This is a genomic window from Chryseobacterium herbae (genome assembly GCF_025154075.1).
Taxonomy (GTDB): domain Bacteria; phylum Bacteroidota; class Bacteroidia; order Flavobacteriales; family Weeksellaceae; genus Chryseobacterium; species Chryseobacterium herbae.
On sequence record NZ_JAOAMU010000003.1, the window covers coordinates 253,273 to 273,612 of the forward strand.

15 protein-coding genes are annotated in these 20,340 nt (G+C 38.4%); 14 read left to right on the forward strand and 1 reads right to left on the reverse strand.

Going from position 1 to position 20,340, the window contains the following annotated elements:
- Positions 1-8: 8 nt before the first annotated feature.
- From N0B48_RS11165 to N0B48_RS11225, 13 genes are all read left to right on the forward strand, one after another.
- Positions 9-2,606, forward strand: coding sequence for a T9SS type A sorting domain-containing protein (locus tag N0B48_RS11165; RefSeq protein ID WP_259838872.1), 2,598 nt, complete (start codon positions 9-11; stop codon positions 2,604-2,606).
- Between the two features lie 450 nt (positions 2,607-3,056).
- On the forward strand, positions 3,057-6,878 hold the full coding sequence (gene rpoB / locus N0B48_RS11170; RefSeq protein ID WP_259838873.1) for a DNA-directed RNA polymerase subunit beta: 3,822 nt from the start codon (positions 3,057-3,059) through the stop codon (positions 6,876-6,878).
- Between the two features lie 88 nt (positions 6,879-6,966).
- Positions 6,967-11,232, forward strand: coding sequence for a DNA-directed RNA polymerase subunit beta' (gene rpoC / locus N0B48_RS11175; protein ID WP_259838874.1), 4,266 nt, complete (start codon positions 6,967-6,969; stop codon positions 11,230-11,232).
- A gap of 87 nt (positions 11,233-11,319) precedes the next feature.
- Positions 11,320-11,625, forward strand: a complete 306-nt coding sequence (locus N0B48_RS11180) for a DUF3467 domain-containing protein (protein WP_034723398.1) — start codon at positions 11,320-11,322, stop codon at positions 11,623-11,625.
- A gap of 265 nt (positions 11,626-11,890) precedes the next feature.
- Complete coding sequence (locus N0B48_RS11185; protein WP_259838875.1) at positions 11,891-12,541, forward strand: Crp/Fnr family transcriptional regulator; 651 nt, start codon at positions 11,891-11,893, stop codon at positions 12,539-12,541.
- Positions 12,542-12,667: 126 nt separating this feature from the next.
- The gene (locus N0B48_RS11190; protein WP_259838876.1) at positions 12,668-13,510 is read left to right on the forward strand and encodes a DUF5777 family beta-barrel protein; all 843 of its coding nucleotides are present in this window, start codon (positions 12,668-12,670) and stop codon (positions 13,508-13,510) included.
- Between the two features lies 1 nt (position 13,511).
- Complete coding sequence (locus N0B48_RS11195) at positions 13,512-13,853, forward strand: c-type cytochrome (RefSeq protein WP_259838877.1); 342 nt, start codon at positions 13,512-13,514, stop codon at positions 13,851-13,853.
- Positions 13,854-13,865: 12 nt separating this feature from the next.
- A complete protein-coding gene (locus tag N0B48_RS11200; RefSeq protein WP_259838878.1) occupies positions 13,866-14,411 on the forward strand; it encodes a YceI family protein in 546 nt (181 codons plus the stop codon).
- Positions 14,408-14,935, forward strand: a complete 528-nt coding sequence (locus tag N0B48_RS11205; RefSeq protein WP_259838879.1) for an ankyrin repeat domain-containing protein — start codon at positions 14,408-14,410, stop codon at positions 14,933-14,935. Before N0B48_RS11200 ends, N0B48_RS11205 begins: the two co-directional genes overlap by 4 nt.
- 3 nt (positions 14,936-14,938) lie before the next feature.
- Positions 14,939-15,724 carry a T9SS type A sorting domain-containing protein gene (locus tag N0B48_RS11210; protein WP_259838880.1) on the forward strand — a complete coding sequence of 262 codons (786 nt, stop codon included), beginning with the start codon at positions 14,939-14,941 and terminating at the stop codon, positions 15,722-15,724.
- A gap of 123 nt (positions 15,725-15,847) precedes the next feature.
- On the forward strand, positions 15,848-16,243 hold the full coding sequence (locus N0B48_RS11215) for a cytidine deaminase family protein (RefSeq protein ID WP_259838881.1): 396 nt from the start codon (positions 15,848-15,850) through the stop codon (positions 16,241-16,243).
- A gap of 39 nt (positions 16,244-16,282) precedes the next feature.
- Entirely contained in the window at positions 16,283-17,131 is an 849-nt protein-coding gene (locus N0B48_RS11220) for a GNAT family N-acetyltransferase (RefSeq protein ID WP_259838882.1), read from the forward strand.
- Between the two features lie 141 nt (positions 17,132-17,272).
- A complete protein-coding gene (locus tag N0B48_RS11225) occupies positions 17,273-18,556 on the forward strand; it encodes an alkaline phosphatase family protein (RefSeq protein ID WP_259838883.1) in 1,284 nt (427 codons plus the stop codon).
- A 338-nt stretch (positions 18,557-18,894) separates the two neighbouring features.
- Here the strand turns inward: N0B48_RS11225 and N0B48_RS11230 are convergent, their stop codons facing one another.
- A complete protein-coding gene (locus N0B48_RS11230) occupies positions 18,895-19,779 on the reverse strand; it encodes an NAD(P)H-binding protein (protein WP_259838884.1) in 885 nt (294 codons plus the stop codon).
- An 82-nt stretch (positions 19,780-19,861) separates the two neighbouring features.
- On the opposite strand from N0B48_RS11230, the gene N0B48_RS11235 reads away from it, so the two are divergent.
- Positions 19,862-20,224 (forward strand): winged helix-turn-helix transcriptional regulator, encoded by a 363-nt coding sequence (locus tag N0B48_RS11235; protein ID WP_259838885.1) that lies wholly within the window; start codon positions 19,862-19,864, stop codon positions 20,222-20,224.
- Positions 20,225-20,340: the final 116 nt, after the last annotated feature.

Genomic DNA, 20,340 nt, shown 5'->3' on the forward strand with positions numbered 1-20,340 from the left:
ACAAAACAATGGCAAAAAAATTATTCGATAGATTGGCAGCAATACTCATGGTATTCATGATGTCTGCGGCAATATCTGCTCAAAAAGGGTACGAGCCTATCCGTGGGATGGGGGTAGAAGCAAAGCCTGTTAACAATTCAGGTATCTGTCTGGCATGTTATAGCGGAAGTATGAATCCGGTAGTGGATGCAAACCTTGATAACAGCGTAAGCATGGGGAATTTCGCTTCCCTTTTAAGTGGAAACGGTATTTCTGTAAAGAATACAAACACAACTTATCCGGCTGGATATGTCACCGGATTTAATGTAGATCTGGGAACAAGCTTCATCACGGTAGACCTATTAAGTTCACTGAGAATCAGTACCTATAAAAATGGGGTGCTTCAAGAAACGACTACCAGCAGTACTTTATTGTCTGTTCCTGCATTCGGTGGAAGTAAGAACAGAATTTTTCTTCATTTAAAAACAACAAAGGAATTTAATGAAGTAAGATTATATCAAACGAATGCATTGTCTATATTCAGTTCAATGAATGTGTATTATGCATTTGCATTCGATCCTACCAAAGTGCCGGTGGACCAGAATGGTATCTGTGACGATATTATTGCGGGAAGCGGTGTAGATGGTAATGTATCCGGAAGCAGCAGTTTCCTGGCACCACTTTCATTTATCCAGAATAAAGAAAGAATAGGGGATGGAGATAAAAATTCTTATGGATCTGTTGTATTGCCTGTGGGTCTTCTTGGATCTTATTCAGTAGGCGTATTAGATAAAAATCAGGTGTATCCGGCTGGAAACAAAACCGGTTTTGTAATTTCTCCTGATGATGAAGGAAAGCTTTTAAGTGCAGAATTCCTTAAAAATATTACGGTAGAAACCTATTTATACGGTCAGCTTCAGGATTCCAAAACACTATTTGATGGTGGTGGATTGATCAATATCAAAGTTTTAGGTTTTGGTTCAGGAAAACAAAAAGTGACCTTGACTTCTTCCAAGCCTTTCAATGAAGTACGTTTAAAAATTACGCAGACTTTAGGGGTTAATTTAGGAGCTCTGAAAGTATACTATGCATTTGAAGAGCCTGCTTCTTGTGACTGTAATGATAAAATTCAGACCAGTGGTTCCGCTATTCCCGGGAATATTGTAACTGGATCTAACTGGACTTCAGGTCCTGGATTTCTAGGTCTTATTTTAGCGAAAATGACAAACACGTCAGCTATTGTAGATACCAATACTTCCAATTATGCGACTGCTACTCTTCCTGCAGCTTCATTTCTGAGTATCTTCTCAGCTTATGCTACAGTAGGGACTAATACTTTACTTCCTGCCAATACATATGCAGGATTTACATTGGAAAAAGCAGCTAACCTGATTGGGGTAAGTGTTCTTGAAAATATTACGGTAACACTTTACAATAATAACACACAGACGGATAGTTTCACGAGTACAGGAAGTTTGATCAGTGGGAATTTCTTCACGACAGATTCCAATAAATTCTATGTGGGAGGAAAATCTACAAAGCCCTTCAACCGTATTAAGGTAACTTTCTACAGCGGTACAGGGGTACGTATTCCACAAAACTATAATATCTACAATGCTTTTGCAAGCAGAGATGATGATAATGATGGGGTGCCTAATTGCTTTGACCAGTGTCCAAACGGTAATGACAGTATTGACTTAAATGGAAACGGTATTCCTGATTGTGCAGAAGGATGTACCGCAGTAAACGATAAATCGCCTACACTGGATACAGATGGAGACGGTATCATGGATGCTTGTGATCTTGACTCTGATAATGATGGAATTCCTGACGCCTTGGAAGACCTTGATAAGAATGGTAAATTTGAAGATGATGATACGGAAGGTGTATTCGGACCGGTTCAGGTACTGGGAGACGGAATTTCAGCTTATCTGGATCTTGATTCTGATAATGATGGTATCTTAGATTTATTCGAATCCGGTATTCCAACATCAGTGATCAGCCAGATCGATACAGACCTTAATGGTATTATCGACAAAGGTGTTGCAGTGGGAACCAACGGTATTGCGGATATCTTAGAAACGTCTCCGGATTCCGGAATATTAAAATACCCTCTGAAAAATACTGATAATGATGATAAACCTGATTTTGTTGACTTAAATTCAAATGGAATGGTGTTCGATCTTTATGCTATTGGTAAGGATAATCTGGATGATTTCGGAGCAGGATTTATTTCCAGAATCGTAGATCTTGACAAAGATGGTATTCAGGCGGTTGTAGACACGGATCTTGTGAAGAGAGGAGCGCCAAATTCTCCACTTTCACCGTATGCTACTCTGTTGAAAAACGCTCAAATGAGATCAGGAAAAGGAATCGATTCTGATATTACAGAAAAGGCTAATGACATTAAAGTATATCCAAATCCTGTAAAAGCGGGTGAAAACCTTAATGTAAGATCTGAAGAAGCAGGTGTTTATACCCTGTTCTCTGCTCAGGGACAGTTGATCAGAACAGATAAATTCTCTGGTAACGCTGAAATCAGCACAGCTTCACTTCCGGCAGGAATCTATATGGTAAAAATAGAAACCAAGTCCACAGTGAAATCTTATAAGATCATTGTGAAGTAATTTCTCATATTCTATAAACGAAAGGCCGTCCCTGTGGGGCGGCCTTTCTTATGTAAATACGTTTAACGGTCTCAAAATGAAGTGGTTTTATTTGTCTATGTGGATAAATTTTTGTACTTTTGTCCCTCTTTTGGCGCGAATCATTGTACGAAAATCTATAAAATACTGGAAATCAGCTCTTTCATGAAAATAATGAAAGGGATTTCTCGTATATAGATACTGCGGCTCATTCCGCCTCAAAAGTAATAAAAATATTTTGCATTACGCTGTGAAAAGATATACCAGCGTTGCAGTTAGGAATAAGACTCTAAGAATAAAGAAAAAAGAATAAAGACTATTTCTAATAGCGCCAAACATTTGAAGTCTTTTATCTTTTCTCTCTTTTCTTTCTTCTACTCCTGATATTTTTGAATGAATCAAAATATTTTTTAACCCTTTCTTAAAAGTTTTATGAGTAAAACAACAGCAACAACAAGGGGGAATCAGAGAATTAACTTCTCATCAGCTAAAGGAAAAATTATCACTCCTGACTTCCTGGACATCCAGTTAGAGTCTTTCAGAGATTTTTTCCAGCTTGATACCCTTCCAGAAGACAGAACAGACGAAGGTTTATACAGAACCTTCCAGGAAAACTTCCCAATTACCGATTCTAGAAATCAGTTTGTATTGGAATTCCTTGATTATCTGGTAGATTCTCCACGTTATTCAATTAACGAGTGTGTGGAAAGAGGATTGACGTATTCCGTTCCTCTTAAAGCAAGACTTAAATTGTATTGTACAGACCCTGAGCACGAGGATTTCCAAACTGTGGTTCAGGATGTGTATTTAGGCCCGGTTCCTTATATGACGCCTAGTGGATCTTTCATCATCAACGGTGCTGAGAGAGTTATTGTTACGCAGCTTCACCGTTCACCTGGTGTATTCTTCGGACAAACTTACCACGCTAACGGAACTAAACTGTACTATTCAAGAATTATCCCTTTCAAAGGATCTTGGATGGAATTTACGACAGATATCAACAGCGTAATGTACGCGTATATCGACCGTAAGAAAAAGTTACCATTAACTACCCTGTTAAGAGCCATCGGTTATGAATCTGATAAGGATATCCTTCAGATCTTCGACCTTGCTGAAGAAGTGAAAGTTTCTAAAGCTGCCCTTAAAAAAGTGGAAGGAAGAACATTGGCTGCGAGAGTATTGAACACTTGGTTCGAGGATTTCGTAGACGAAGATACAGGTGAAGTAGTTTCTATCGAAAGAAACGAGATCATCCTGGACAGAGAAACTATTCTTGAAAAAGAACATTTAGATCTTATTCTTGATGCTGGTGTGAAATCTATCCTGATTCACAAAGAAAACAGCAATGAATTCTCTATCATCCAAAATACATTACAGAAAGACCCTACGAACTCTGAAAAAGAAGCAGTAGAGTACATCTACCGTCAGTTAAGAAATGCAGATCCACCAGATGAGGAAACAGCAAGAGGAATCATTGAAAAATTATTCTTCTCTGAACAGAGATATTCATTAGGTGAAGTAGGACGTTACAGACTAAACAAAAAGTTAAGCCTAAACATCCCAACTACAACTGAAGTTCTTACAAAAGAAGATATCATTGCTATTGTAAGACACTTAATTGAGTTAGTAAACTCAAAAACTGATGTGGATGATATTGACCACTTATCAAACAGAAGAATCAAGACCGTTGGAGAGCAGTTAGCAGGACAGTTCGGTGTAGGTCTTTCAAGAATTGCAAGAACAATCAAGGAAAGAATGAACGTTAGAGATAACGAAATATTTACTCCACTTGATCTTGTAAATGCTAAGACATTAACGTCAGTAATTAACTCGTTCTTCGGTACCAACCAGCTTTCTCAGTTCATGGACCAGACCAACCCACTATCAGAGATCACGCACAAGCGTAGACTTTCTGCACTAGGGCCTGGTGGTTTATCAAGAGAAAGAGCAGGTTTCGAGGTTCGTGACGTTCACCATACCCACTACGGAAGAATTTGTCCGATTGAAACTCCGGAAGGACCAAACATCGGTTTGATTTCATCTTTAGGTATTTATGCTAAGATCAATAACTTAGGTTTCATCGAAACGCCATACAGAAAAGTAGAAAACAGTAAGATCGATCTTACTGCAGATCCTATTTACCTGAATGCAGAAGATGAAGAAGATAAAGTAATTGCTCAGGCGAACGTAGAATTGACTGATAACGGTGAATTCTTAACAGACAGAATTATCGCAAGACTTGATGGTGACTACCCGGTAGTTGAGCCATCTCAGGTTAACCTTATCGACGTTGCACCAAACCAGATTTCTGGTATTTCAGCTTCATTAATTCCATTCCTGGAGCATGATGATGCGAACCGTGCATTGATGGGATCTAACATGATGCGTCAGGCCGTTCCATTGTTGAAGCCACAAGCTCCAATCGTAGGTACTGGTCTGGAACAGCAGGTTGCTAAAGATTCAAGAATCTTGATCAATGCTGAAGGTAGAGGAACTGTTGAGTATGTAGATGCTGATCAGATCACTATTAAATATGAAAGAAGCGATGACGAAGATTTAGTACAATTCGAGTCTGCTACTAAAACATATAAATTAACTAAGTTCAGAAAAACCAACCAGAGTACAACAATTACACTTAGACCAAACGTAAGAGTAGGTGAAACAGTGGAAAAAGGACAAGTACTTTGCGACGGTTATGCTACTGAAAACGGAGAATTAGCGCTTGGTAGAAACTTAGTAGTAGCGTTCATGCCTTGGAAAGGATACAACTTTGAGGATGCAATTGTAATCAACGAAAAAGTTGTACGTGAAGACTGGTTTACTTCAATCCACGTAGATGAATATTCTCTTGAAGTTCGTGATACCAAATTAGGTATGGAAGAATTGACAGCAGATATTCCAAACGTTTCTGAAGAAGCTACCAAAGATCTTGACGAGAACGGTATGATCAGAATTGGTGCTGAAGTGAAGCCTGGAGATATTATGATCGGTAAGATCACTCCAAAAGGTGAATCTGACCCGACTCCTGAGGAAAAACTTCTTAGAGCAATTTTCGGTGACAAAGCCGGTGATGTGAAAGATGCTTCATTGAAAGCAGATTCATCACTAAGAGGAGTTGTGATCAACAAAAAATTGTTCTCCAGAAACATTAAAGATAAAAAGAAGAGAACTGAAGAAAAACTTAAACTTGAAGAGATTGAAAACACTTACAAGGCTAAGTTTGATGAGTTGAGAAATACTTTAATTGAAAAATTAAATACACTGGTAAGCGGTAAAACTTCTCAGGGAGTTACCAATGACCTTGATGAGGAAATCATCGGTAAGGGTATGAAATTCACTCACAAATTATTGACTTCAGTTGAAGATTACGTTAACGTAAGCGGTGCAGACTGGACGGTAGATAATGATAAGAATGAATTGATCAAACAGTTGATTCACAATTATAAAATCAAGTTCAACGATATCCAGGGAGTTAAAAACCGTGAGAAATTTGCTATTTCAATCGGAGATGAGCTTCCAGCTGGTATTATGAAGTTGGCTAAAGTATATATCGCTAAGAAACGTAAGTTGAATGTAGGGGATAAAATGGCAGGACGTCACGGTAACAAAGGTATTGTTTCCAGAATCGTTCGTGAAGAAGATATGCCATTCCTTGAAGACGGAACACCAGTAGATATCGTATTGAATCCACTTGGGGTACCTTCTCGTATGAACATCGGACAGATTTATGAAACAGTTCTTGGATGGGCTGGTCAGAAATTGGGAATGACGTTCGCTACACCAATCTTTGATGGAGCTACTCTTGATCAGATTACTGAATACACGGAGAAAGCAGGTCTTCCTAAATTCGGTAACACTCACCTTTATGATGGTGGTACTGGAGAAAGATTTACGCAGCCGGCTACAGTAGGTATTATCTACATGCTGAAACTGGGACACATGGTTGATGATAAAATGCACGCACGTTCTATCGGTCCTTACTCATTGATTACTCAGCAGCCGTTAGGAGGTAAAGCTCAGTTCGGAGGTCAGAGATTTGGAGAGATGGAGGTTTGGGCTCTTGAAGCATTTGGAGCATCTAACATCTTGAGAGAAATCTTGACAGTGAAGTCTGATGACGTGATTGGTAGAGCGAAAACTTATGAAGCAATTGCAAAAGGTGAATCTATGCCTGAACCAGGTATTCCGGAATCATTCAATGTATTACTTCACGAGTTACAAGGTCTTGGACTTGATGTAAGACTTGAAGAATAATTGACGAGAGACTTTAAGACACGAGACACGGGACTTAAAAAAGTCTCAAATCTCAAATCTCTTAATCTTTTAATCTAAAAACAAAACAATGTCAAATAAAAATAAATCAAGTAGATTTAATAAAATAACCATCGGTTTAGCTTCACCGGAATCGATTCTTCAGGAATCAAGAGGGGAAGTTTTAAAACCGGAAACTATTAACTACAGAACGCACAAACCTGAAAGAGACGGGTTGTTCTGTGAAAAAATCTTTGGTCCGGTAAAGGATTACGAATGTGCTTGTGGTAAATACAAGAGAATTCGTTACAAAGGAATCGTTTGTGACCGTTGTGGGGTAGAAGTTACTGAGAAAAAAGTAAGAAGAGAGAGAATCGGACACATCAACCTTGTAGTGCCTATTGCACACATCTGGTATTTCCGTTCTTTACCAAACAAAATCGGTTACCTTTTAGGAATTCCTTCTAAGAAATTAGACATGATCATCTACTACGAAAGATATGTAGTGATTCAGCAGGGTATTGCTAAAAAATTAGACGGTTCTGACTTCGATAACATGGAGTTCCTTACAGAAGAAGAGTACCTGGATATCATGGAAACTCTTCCTGTGGAAAACCAGTATCTTGATGATTCCGATCCAAACAAATTCATCGCCAGAATGGGTGCTGAAGCTGTAGAAGATCTTTTAAAAAGAATCAACCTTGATGCATTGTCTTTCGACTTGAGACACAAAGCTCACAACGAAGGTTCTAAGCAAAGAAGAACTGAAGCTCTTAAAAGATTGAACGTTGTAGAAGCACTAAGAGGTGCCAATACAAGAATGATCAACAGACCGGAGTGGATGATTATGCGTGTGCTTCCAGTTATACCACCAGAACTAAGACCATTGGTTCCATTGGATGGAGGACGTTTCGCAACTTCTGACTTAAATGACCTTTACAGAAGAGTTATTATCAGAAACAACCGTCTGAAAAGACTATTGGAGATCAAAGCTCCGGAAGTAATCTTGAGAAACGAGAAGCGTATGCTTCAGGAATCAGTAGATTCATTATTCGATAATACAAGAAAATCTTCTGCCGTAAAATCTGAATCAAACAGACCATTGAAATCACTTTCAGATTCATTGAAAGGTAAGCAAGGTCGTTTCCGTCAGAACTTACTAGGGAAAAGGGTTGACTACTCTGCGCGTTCCGTAATTGTTGTAGGTCCAAACTTACAGCTTCACGAATGTGGTATTCCTAAAGATATGGCAGCAGAACTTTACAAACCGTTCATCATCAGAAAACTGATTGAGAGAGGAATTGTAAAAACTGTGAAATCTGCAAAGAGAATCATCGACAGAAAAGAGCCTGTAGTATATGATATCCTTGAAAACGTGATGAAAGGTCACCCGGTTCTATTGAACAGAGCACCTACCCTTCACAGACTGGGTATTCAGGCATTCCAACCTAAGATGATCGAAGGTAAAGCGATTCAGCTTCACCCGTTGGTAACAACAGCATTCAACGCCGATTTCGATGGTGACCAGATGGCGGTACACTTACCATTAGGCCCTGAGGCAATCCTTGAAGCTCAGTTATTGATGCTAGGTTCTCAGAACATCTTGAACCCTGCAAACGGTTCTCCTATTACGGTACCTTCTCAGGACATGGTTCTTGGTCTTTATTTCATGACCAAAGAATTGAGCTCTACAGAAGATATGAAAGTTTTAGGTGAAGGTCTTGCATTCTATTCTCCTGAAGAAGCGGAAATCGCTTATGCTGAAGGAAGAGTTTCTTTAAATGCTAAAGTAAGATGTAGACTACCGGTTAAAGAAAACGGAGAGATTTCAACAAAATTAATCGAAACTTCTTTAGGTAGAATCTTATTCAACCAAATTGTACCAAAACAATCAGGATACGTTAATGAACTATTGACGAAAAAATCACTGAGAAATATCATTGGTAGAGTTTTAGCTGATACGGATTTCCCTACAACAGTGAAGTTCTTGGATGCAATGAAGGACTTAGGTTATTCTAATGCATTCAAAGGAGGTCTTTCATTCTCACTTGGGGATATTGTAGTTCCTGTTGAGAAGAAAAAGATGATTGCTACATCTATTGAAACTGTTGATGAGATTAGAGCCAACTATAACATGGGTCTAATTACAGATACAGAACGTTATAACCAGGTAATCGACGTTTGGACAAACACCAACGCCGGATTAACTGAGATGATTATGAGCAGAATGAAATCTGACCAAGGTGGATTCAACTCTGTATATATGATGCTTGATTCTGGGGCGAGGGGTTCTAAAGAACAGATCCGTCAGTTATCAGGGATGAGAGGTTTGATGGCGAAACCGCAAAAAGCCGGTTCTACTGGTGCGGAGATCATCGAAAACCCGATCCTTGCGAACTTTAAGGAAGGTCTTTCGATTCTAGAGTACTTTATCTCTACCCACGGTGCCCGTAAGGGTCTTGCGGATACCGCACTTAAAACTGCCGATGCCGGTTACCTTACAAGAAGATTGGTAGACGTTGCTCAGGACGTTATCGTTACTGAGGACGACTGTGGTACTCTTAGAGGTACTGAAGTTACTGCACTTAAGAAAAATGACGAGATCGTTGAAAAGATCTCTGAAAGAATCTTAGGTAGAGTTTCTCTTCATAACATCTATGATCCGGAATCAGACGAGTTAATCGCTGAAGCAGATCAGGTAATTAATGAAGCATTAGCGAAGAGAATTGAAGCAGCAGGATTAGAAGCTGTGGAAGTTCGTTCACCACTTACTTGTGAAACCAAGAAAGGAATCTGTGCGAAGTGTTATGGTAGAAACCTTGCTACTGGTAAGATGATCCACATGGGTGAAGCTGTAGGGGTTATCGGTGCACAGTCAATTGGGGAACCAGGTACTCAGCTTACGTTGAGAACCTTCCACCAAGGGGGTACTGCAGGTAACGTTTCAGAAAACCCATCTATCGTTGCAAGAAGAGACGGTATCGTTGAAATGGACGAAGTAAGAACCATTACTTCTGAAGATGAAAACGGTAAAACTGCTGAGGTAGTGGTTTCTCGTTCAACGGAATTCAGATTGGTAGCAGATAACGAAACCAGAACACCATTGATGATTGCTAACGTACCTTACGGTTCTGAATTAGCAGTGAAGCCTGGTGATAAAGTGAAGAAAGGAGATATAATCTGTAAGTGGGATCCGTATAACGCGGTAATCATTGCAGAAACTGCAGGTAAGGTTGAATATGAAGACATTATCCAAGGTATCTCATTCCAGCTTGAAATTGATGAACAAACAGGATTCGAAGAGAAAGTAATCTCTGAATCTAGAAATAAGAAAGCCGTACCTACATTGAAGGTGGTAGATTCTAAAGGAGTTGAGCAGAAAGCATACAACTTACCGGTAGGAGCCCACTTAATGGTAAACGATGGTGAAAAAATTAAGGCTGGTAAAGTCTTGATCAAGATCCCAAGAAAATCTGCAAAAGCAGGGGATATCACCGGAGGTCTTCCGAGAGTTACCGAACTATTCGAAGCAAGAAACCCTTCAAACCCAGCGGTTGTTACTGAAATCGACGGGGTAGTTTCTTACGGAAAAATTAAGAGAGGTAACCGAGAATTGATCGTAGAAGCTAAAACTGGTGAAAGAAAAATTTACCTGGTAAAACTTTCTAACCAGATCCTTGTTCAGGAGAATGACTTCGTAAGAGCAGGAGCGCCACTTTCTGACGGTTCTATTACACCGGATGATATCTTAAGAATCAAAGGTCCAACGGCGGTTCAGGAATATCTGGTAAATGAGATCCAGGAAGTTTACCGTCTTCAGGGGGTAAAAATCGACGATAAGCACTTCGAGATCATCGTAAGACAGATGATGACGAAAGTATCTATCGTAGACGGAGGTGATACTCAATTCTTAGAAGGAGCTCTTGAACACAAGTTTGACTTCTTGGAAGAAAACAACAGAGTATTCGGTCTTAAGGTTGTAGTGGAAGCTGGTGATTCTAAAGATTTCAAGCCAGGTCAGATGATTACAGCTAGAGAATTAAGAGATGAAAACTCTAAACTGAAGCGTGAAGATCAAGCCTTAGTTGAAGTAAGAGAAGCACTTCCTGCTACAGCAACGCCTGTATTGCAAGGGATTACAAGAGCAGCTCTTCAGACTAAGTCATTCATGTCTGCAGCATCATTCCAGGAAACTACGAAAGTTCTTAACGAAGCAGCAGTAGCTGGTAAAGTTGACTTCTTAAGTGGTCTTAAAGAAAATGTAATTGTAGGACACAGAATCCCTGCAGGTACAGGTCTTAAAGAATATCAGAATGTAATTGTGGGTTCTAAGAAAGAATTCGAAGACCTTAACTAAAATTAATGATTTGAAATTTGAGGTTTGGATTTATTTTTATATTTTCACAATCTCAAATTTCGAATTTTAAAAACATATTTTATAACAATGGACAACAATCAAAATCCACAAGACGGAAACATCAACATCGAATTGAACGAAATGGTAGCTGCTGGAGTTTATGCTAATTTAGCATTGGTAAACCACTCTCCATCTGAGTTCGTAGTAGATTTCATCCAGTTAATGCCGGGTGTTCAACAGGCTAAAGTAAGATCAAGAATCATTCTTGCTCCACTTCACGCTAAAAGAGTATTATCTGCTCTTCAACAGAACATTGCTAACTACGAGCAGCAGTTCGGAGAAATCAAAGAAGTTGAACCTTTCGTATTAGGAGGTAACAACGTACAAGCATAAGATTTTTCTTACAATACATAAGGATGCCCCGGTTTTTACCGGGGCATTTTTTGTTGTAAATCTATTCTGAAATGAGATAACACAATAACAAAGATTATTTGCTTTTTAGATGGTATGTTTTAATTAGAATCTAAATTTTGATTAAAAATCTACTTATTAATTAAGAGATTGTTAAGTTTTTGATAGAGATAATTAAAGAATGTTATTTTTCTACTATATCAATAGCTCAATTTTATATATTTGCTATGAAAATGATATAGCGGATATGATTAATAATCAATTTATTCTTAATAAATTCGGGTTTTTAGGCGAAAATTTTTTAAATGAACTGCATGCAAATGCCGTGGTAACGGACATCAAAGCAAAAACTGAAATTATCAGGGAAGGACAGAAAAATAAATATGTTCCATTTCTGATCAAAGGTTCTATAAAAGTTTTTACCCTTAATGATGGCAGGGAACTCATCTATTATTACATAAAACCGAATGACAGCTGTCTGATGACCTTCTCATCTATTTTTACAGATTGCACCAGCAGAGTATATGCCGTTGCCGAAGAAGAATCGGAAGTGATTCTGGTTCCCGTTTCAGTGATCCATGAATGGCTCATCCGGTTTCCGGAGATCAACAGAGTGTTTTACCATGAATATGACAAACGTTTTTCAGATGTCATGAATATGGTGAATGATGCCGTATTTCACAGGCTTGACAAAAGAGTCCTGAACTACATCCGTCAGCAGATTTCAGCCACCGGAAACAATCCTCTGAAGATTACACACCGGGAAATAGCCAGTAATTTGGGGACATCGAGGGAAGTCGTGAGCAGAGTTTTAAAAAAGATTGAAAATGAAGGTGAAATTATTCAGACCAAAGAAGGCATCAAAATTCCTGTAAATGAAAATGTTAGACCAGTCTAATATGTGATGTTTTAATGATTTTATCTTTATCATTGATAAAAACAATTTCTCTGGTGACTTTTATCACATACTTTTGACTTTATAACTCGATAAGTTTGTTATATCATAATTTAATTCAAATAGTATATGACAAAAACTCTCTTATTTTTGTCGGTATTAGCATCAGGTCTTGCCTCCGCGCAGGAAGACTTGCTGAAAGATATTGACACACTCAAAACCAATGCAGAAGTATCCCAGCCGGCTTTTAAAGCCTTACAGATCGTCACCGGACAATCCACCAAACTTTCCGCTAAAAATGAATGGTACATTGTGGTGGCCCACCGTTTCGGGGACATAAGTACAGGATTCAAAAACTTTTTCGGCCTGGATGATGCCTCCACCAAATTAGGTGTGATTTATGGTGTTACAGACGGAATTTCAGTCAGCCTTTCCAGAGAAACGAATATGAAAACATTCGAAGGCGCTGTGAAATATAAGCTGGTAAAACAGACTGAAAAAAGCCCCGTGGACATCGTAGGTTACAATGTGATGGCAGTCAATACCGATCTGGACAAAGACAACTATCCTTACCTCAAATTTGGAGACCGGCTTGCTTATCTTACCCAGGCTCTGATTTCAAGAAGATTCAACGAAAAGTTTTCGCTGCAGCTGAGCCCATCATACATACATAAAAACCTTTATGATCCAGCCCTTGAAGATAAAAATCAGTTTCTTGCCGGATTGGGAGGCCGTTATAAAATTTCCAAAAGAATTTCTATCAACGCAGAATATTTTGTGAATTTCGACAATCACAGTTTCTATAAAAATCCGCTGTCATTAGGCATGGATATAGAAACCGGGGGACACGTGTTCCAGCTTTTATTCTCGAACTCCCAGATCAATTCAGACATCGGCTATCTTTCCAATGCAGCAGGCAAATGGGGAAAGGGGCAGATATTTTTTGGGTTTAACCTTTATAGAGTTTTTTAATATGAAAAAGATACTATACATATTGTCATCAGCTGCTTTGTTCATTGCTTGTGACAGCAGGACCTATGAAGAGATTTCGGATAATACACCCATTACAATACCTGTAAAGTACAATGCTGAGGTGAAAACCATTGTGGATAACAACTGTATCGGCTGCCACGGAGCAGGAAGTTTTAAACCTTTCGTTACGTACAACGATGTAAAGAATAATATAGACGGTATTCTCGACAGGATACAAAGACCCAACGGAGATCCCGGAAAAATGCCACAGGGCGGATCCTTATCACAGACCCAGATCAATACCTTCATAAAATGGAAAGCCGACGGGCTCACCGAAAATTAAAAAATATTTGATATGAAAAGATTAGTACTAATGAGTGCCGTATTATTTTTTGCTGGATTTGCTTCAGGCCAGAAATACAGTACGAAAACAGGGAATGTGACCTTTGAGGCATCCGTTCCGCTGTTCGAAGATGTGTACGCCAAGGATGATAATAATGTGGTGATCCTCAATGCCGACAATGGAGAAATGGCTTCCGTTTCAGTGGTGAAAAACTTTCATTTTAAAACCAAATTAATGGAAGAACACTTCAATGAAAGCTATGCAGAAACAGCAAAATATCCTAAATCAACCTTCAAAGGAAAGATCGCGAATTTTGATAAAACGAAATTGAGTACTTCACCACAGAAATATACCGTTCAGGGAACCCTGAATTTTCATGGGGTAGATAAAGCGGTTACTTCTGCAGCTACGATTTATGCCAAAGACGGGAAAATATATATGCAGGGAAGCTTTATGGCAAGACCTGTAGACCACAATGTGACCATTCCGAAAATGGTGACCAAGAAAGTTGCGGAAAATGTAAAAGTGGAGTATAATTATGTAATGGCAAAACAATGAAAAACATCCTCTTTATCATCAGTATTTTCCTGAGTTTTTCTACCATATCTGCCCAGGAAAAAGCAAAATCAATATTCGATATTGCCAGAAGCGGAACCGTAGCTGAAGTGAAAGATCTTATGAAACAGGATCCGGATATTATCAACAAAACCAATGAAAACGGTTTTTCTCCCCTTATCCTTGCCTGCTACAGAGGGAATATAGAAGTCGCTGACTTTTTAATGGATAAAGTAAAAGATATTAATTATAATTCTTCCATGGGAACTGCGCTCATGGCAGTTGTATATAAAGGTGATTTAAAATTGACTCAGAAATTATTAGATAACAAATCAGATATCAATACAATAGATGCGCAGGGAACGACACCCCTTATTTTTGCTTCAAAATTGGGGAATGTAGAAATGTTAAAACTTCTTGTAAAAAATAAAGCAAATAAAAATATAAAAGATAAACAGGGAAATACAGCTTTTGAATATGCTGTTTTATCAAAAAATCCAGAGCTTATAAACCAATTGAAAAATTAAAATATGAAAAACATCGTACTCTTTTCTTTCTTATTAACAAGTTTTTTGGGCATTGCGCAGCAAAAAACTACAGGTGATGTGCCTCTATCCCCTAATAACGGGATCACTGCAAATTTTACTCTTGATAATACAACATCTAAAGTAACTTTGGTTTTAAAAGGTCCATCTGACAGATGGTTTGGTTTGGGGATAGGCGTTAATGCAGGATTTAGCATGTCAGCAGGAGATGCTGTGGTTTATTCTGCGGTTACCACTCCAAAACTTACCGATAGAAATTTTACAGGAACCATGCAGCCACCATTAGATAGTTCTCAGGACTGGACGATAGTGAGTGATGTTGTTTCTGGTTCGGTAAGAACGCTGACTTTAACAAGAGCATTGACAAATTCAGATCCTAATGACTATCAAATGCCTTATGCGACGACAAATTCTATAAGCTTTGCTGGACCAAGACCAGCTACCGCAACTACAACCGTTGCTCCACATGGGGGAACAGCTAATGTAGGGTATGCAACAGCATCTTTTAGCACCGTATTAGGAGTGAATGATACTGATAGAGTAAGTAAAAAGGTTGTTCTTTATCCAAACCCTGCCAAAGAAACCGTAAGCTTTAAAAATGCGGATCAAATAAAATCTTTGGATATTTATGAAACGGGCGGTAGAAAAGTAAGATCTGTAAAGTTGGACGGAGAAACCGTAGACGTGAGAGATCTGAAGTCTGGAATCTATTATTTTGAGATCACATTAAAAGACGGAAGCCTATCTTATGAAAAACTGATCAAAGAATAAATACACTCAGTATAAATATGTATATAAATGCCTCTGATATCCGGAGGCATTTTTTGTTGTTAAATAGTTTCCCATTAAAATTATCCCTAAATTTCCGCGATAAATTTTTAAAACGTGATCACAATGAGGAAAGACCTGAAAGAAATAGCCCATCAGTTTGCGAAAGCCACTGTTCTCAATGATTTTATAGAATATGGAGGAGTAGCTGCGGCTATTGAAACAGTAGCTGGGAGTGTGTTTACAGGAGTCAGTATAGATACGGCCTGCTCTATGGGATTCTGTGCCGAACATGGCGCGGTGGCAGAAATGTTGAAACATGGTGAATCACAGATTAAAGCTGTGGTTGCGGTAGGAAATGACGGTAATGCAGTCCCTCCATGTGGACGATGCAGAGAACTGATGAGTCAGCTGTCCAAAGAAAATCTGAATGCCATAGTCGAGGTTAAAAACGGAATCTTTTTAACCTTAAAAGAACTTTTACCTTACGATTGGAAAGACGATCTTGAAAGAAAATGGTAATTCCCATTCTTTATTTATGAATAGTTTAAAAATGAAAACATGGAAATCAGAAGCTTAGAAAATACCAGTACAGAAGAACTTTTATCTGTATTTAATACATCTTTTTCAGACTATATCGTTCCGTTTCACCTGTCATTAGAACAGCTTGAATTAAAAATTACGGCAGATAAAATAGATACAAAATTGTCTGTAGGTGCATTCGAATCAGAAAAACTGGCCGGATTTATTCTCTTTGCTGAAAAAGAGAAAAATGGAAAGCGTATTGTATATAATGCCGGAACAGGAGTCATCCAGGAATACAGAGGACAGGGGCTCGTAAGAAAAATGTATGATTACAGGTTTCCTCTATTCAAAGAAAGAAAAACGGATGTGCAGATCCTTGAAGTGATCGAAGGAAATAATCCCGCCATCAGAGCTTACGAAAATTTAGGTTTTAAAATCATTCGGAAACTCCTTTGCTTTAACGGAATTGTTGATAGTAAAGAAAAAGATTCTGAAATCGTCATAAAGGATTTGGAAACCTTTCAATGGGAAGTACTATGGTCTTTCTGGGATGTAGAACCTTCATGGCAGAGCTCAATACCCGTATTAGAAGGTGTTCTTAAGGATTGCAGGATTCTTGGAGCCTATAAAGAAGGACAGTTTGCTGGATACGCCATTTACAATCCGGCAGTGAGAAAAGTTTATCAGATCGCTGTTGATAAAAATTACAGAAATCGTGGAATCGGAACACAGCTTTTCAGAGTGATAGGGCAAATGGCAAATGGACAGGCTATATCTGCTAACAATGTAGATGATACTTCAGAAAATACATCGGCTTTTCTAGGTAAAACAATTGGCCTTAAAAACTGGGTTTCACAGTTTGAAATGAAGAAAGAGCTTGAGTAATGAGTAGGAAGCAGGAAGAGCGAGGATGGAAGTTGCCTCTTCCCGCTTCAGACTTCCCAACTTCAATGTTTTAATATACTTTTAATCTGATAAACTTTTTCAGGAGCGTCATAGGCCGTAACTTTGCCGAAAATTTTGACAATGAAGCGAGGAATACAAATTGTTCTGCTGTTTTTTTCTCTGGCAATCTACGCCCAGCAGGTAAAAGTGGATACGGCTCAGGTAGTTGTTTCCGGCCGTACCAACAGTGCTGAGGCGCAGACTAAGCCTTATGTGATCATGATCTCTACAGACGGTTTCCGTTATGATTATGCTAAAAAATACCAGGCAGAAAATCTTTTGAAATTATCATCCGGAGGCGTACAGGCTGAAGCCATGATCCCTAGTTATCCCAGTATTACTTTTCCCAATCACTGGAGTCTGATCACTGGACTTTATCCGTCCCATCATGGATTGATCGATAATTTTTTCTATGATTACAAACGGAAAGAACCCTACGCGATGAACAGTAAGAAAAATGCTGAAGACGGAAGCTGGTATGGCGGAACTCCGCTTTGGGCACTGGCCGAAAAGCAGGGGATGGTTTCTGCTACTTTAATGTGGGTAGGCTCGGCAAGCGATGCAGGAGGAATGCGACCTTCGTATTATTATCCTTATCATGAAAAATTTAAACCTTCTGAAAAAGTAGACAAAGTAGTTAATTGGTTGAAGCTGCCGGCAGAAACAAGACCTCATTTTATCACACTATATTTCCCTGAAGTAGACGGAAGCGGACATCATTACGGCCCCGATGCTCAGGAAACAGAAACTGCAGTTCATCTGGTTGATCAGGCCATTGGAGACCTGGTTCAGAAAGTCAATAATCTTGGATTGAAAAATGTCAACTTTATTTTCGTTTCCGACCACGGAATGATCAAAGTAGATGGTGGAGCTCCATTGGAAATCCCCGCTATGCTTTTGGATAGTACCCGATTTGATTTTTACAATTCCCAGACTTTACTGAGAGTTTATGTTAAAAATCCTGTTGAGGTTAAAAAAGTTTACAAAGAACTGAAAGCCAACAAAACATCAGATTACGAAGTGTATCTCGATAAAAAGCTTCCAAAATATTTACATTTCGCGACGAGAGACGATAAATACGACAGAATAGGGCAAATCCTTCTGATTCCAAAAGCTCCGAAAATATTCCTGGAAAAAGGGAAAAAAACATCCGTAGGAAAACATGGCTACGATCCAAAAATAGTCCCTGAAATGAAAGCTACTTTCTTTGCCTGGGGACCTGAATTTAAAAACAATCTGGTTATCGATGAATTTGCAAATGTCAACGTTTATCCTTTGGTTACTGAGATTTTAGGTTTGAAAAATGACCAGAAAATTGATGGAAAGCTTAAGGTTTTAAAGAAAATTTTGAAGGAGAAGAAATAGGTTGAGGTTGAGTTTAAGATTCAGATTACAAACTTAACTGAAAGATTGAGTTAAAGATAAAGTTTCGGCGCACCGCAGGTGCGCCGAAACTGTTTTTTGTAGAAATTTAAATTGAAGTTGTCATGAAACGACTTAGGAATTAAAAGCGTTTAGAAAATAAATTTTGTGAACGTTAAGAAAATTCTTTTGTTTGAAGCGCAACACAAGCTTAGAGTTGAAGAACTCAGATTTAATTCGCGCGAGTTTAGAATTTTTAGAGAACAAAATTTATTTTTAGCTTTTGATTCCAGTCTTGAACTTTTGATTCTTTTGTTTCAAGACAAAAGAATTTAAAAATCTTAAGAATTAAATTTTGCAGAAAACTCTTTCGCAAACTCTTCCAATTTAATCTTCCCATCAACAGAAGCTTTGTGCTCAATAAAATCCTTCTGCACAACTCCTGTTCTCACCCCTCTTCCCATTTCAGTGTACATCTCGGCCATTTCTTGTGGAAGACCAGCCTGCAGCATTCCGTTTAAAGAATCTTCATCTGAAAATTCTACCCATGGAAGTTCCGGTTTTCCTATCGCAGCACCGAAAACGCTTGCAAAATCAGAAGCTTTACGAACGTCACTTATAATATACCTTATATTTTTACCATCTGTATTTTTTACTAATTCTTCAGCTGCAGCTCCGGCAATATCATTCGGGTGAACAAGTGGAATACTGGTATCTCCTGAATAATTTCCACCCATAATTCCGGCACCTTTAATCAATGGAATGTCATTAAAGAAATTGAAATAAAAATATCCTGCTCTTAACAAAGTAACCGATGTATTTTCAAGGTCATTATAAAATTTTTCAATGTGGTAAAGACTTTTTATAGGACCGTTTTCAACAGGCGATTCAGCTCCGATACTGCTCAGCATCACCAATCTTTTGATATTGTTTCTTTTAACAGCTTCAGCATAGTTTTTTCCTGCATTCACCGTGTTTTCAACAATATTGACAGCACCCATATTAGGAGGTGTCATCGCAAAAATAGCATCAGCGCCTTCAAATGTTTTTACTAAAAAATCCAGATTTGCAATAGAACCGATAGCCGCTTTAGCCCCGATGGATTCAATTTCACTGATTTTAGATTCATTGCTGCTGATGACCGTAATATCGTGTCCTTCTGCAACGAGTTGCTGTGTTAATGGTTTGGCTACATTTCCTACTGAACCTGTGATGATAATTTTCATAATAAATATTTTTTTATTCTGATAACAAAGGTATATTTGTACTTACTTTTATACAAGTACTTACCCTGAAGTATGTAATATTATGACTGCCATTAAAGAAAGTTCGACCATTCAGCAAAACAAAAGATATGCACTGGACAAATGCCCGGTCACCTACGTGATGGAAAAGATCGGAGGCTACTGGAAACCGATTATTTTATACCAGCTCTCCAACGGTGATAAAAGATACAGCGAATTAAAACGTGCTATTCCCGCCATGACAGAAAAAGTACTTATTCAGCATCTGAAACAGCTGGAAGCCGACGGATTAGTCATCAGAACTGCAAAACCCGTAGTTCCGCCTCATGTTACTTACAAATTAAGCAAAGCAGGAACCGGTCTGATTCCCGTGATCGCGGCTTTGGCTGATTGGGCATTTCTTGATATGAAAGGGGAGTATACGTGATTTTTTGTATAATGTATTAATGTAAAATGTAAAATGTAAAATGTATAATGTATAATGTATAATGTATAATGTATAATGTATAATGTATAATGTATAATGTATAATGTATAATGTAT

Coding starts and splice junctions, on each gene's coding strand:
- N0B48_RS11165 (WP_259838872.1), top strand. CDS start 9: ATGGCAAAAAAATTATTCGATAGATTGGCAGCAATACTCATGGTATTC.
- rpoB (WP_259838873.1), top strand. CDS start 3,057: ATGAGTAAAACAACAGCAACAACAAGGGGGAATCAGAGAATTAACTTC.
- rpoC (WP_259838874.1), top strand. CDS start 6,967: ATGTCAAATAAAAATAAATCAAGTAGATTTAATAAAATAACCATCGGT.
- N0B48_RS11180 (WP_034723398.1), top strand. CDS start 11,320: ATGGACAACAATCAAAATCCACAAGACGGAAACATCAACATCGAATTG.
- N0B48_RS11185 (WP_259838875.1), top strand. CDS start 11,891: ATGATTAATAATCAATTTATTCTTAATAAATTCGGGTTTTTAGGCGAA.
- N0B48_RS11190 (WP_259838876.1), top strand. CDS start 12,668: ATGACAAAAACTCTCTTATTTTTGTCGGTATTAGCATCAGGTCTTGCC.
- N0B48_RS11195 (WP_259838877.1), top strand. CDS start 13,512: ATGAAAAAGATACTATACATATTGTCATCAGCTGCTTTGTTCATTGCT.
- N0B48_RS11200 (WP_259838878.1), top strand. CDS start 13,866: ATGAAAAGATTAGTACTAATGAGTGCCGTATTATTTTTTGCTGGATTT.
- N0B48_RS11205 (WP_259838879.1), top strand. CDS start 14,408: ATGAAAAACATCCTCTTTATCATCAGTATTTTCCTGAGTTTTTCTACC.
- N0B48_RS11210 (WP_259838880.1), top strand. CDS start 14,939: ATGAAAAACATCGTACTCTTTTCTTTCTTATTAACAAGTTTTTTGGGC.
- N0B48_RS11215 (WP_259838881.1), top strand. CDS start 15,848: ATGAGGAAAGACCTGAAAGAAATAGCCCATCAGTTTGCGAAAGCCACT.
- N0B48_RS11220 (WP_259838882.1), top strand. CDS start 16,283: ATGGAAATCAGAAGCTTAGAAAATACCAGTACAGAAGAACTTTTATCT.
- N0B48_RS11225 (WP_259838883.1), top strand. CDS start 17,273: ATGAAGCGAGGAATACAAATTGTTCTGCTGTTTTTTTCTCTGGCAATC.
- N0B48_RS11230 (WP_259838884.1), bottom strand. CDS start 19,779: ATGAAAATTATCATCACAGGTTCAGTAGGAAATGTAGCCAAACCATTA.
- N0B48_RS11235 (WP_259838885.1), top strand. CDS start 19,862: ATGACTGCCATTAAAGAAAGTTCGACCATTCAGCAAAACAAAAGATAT.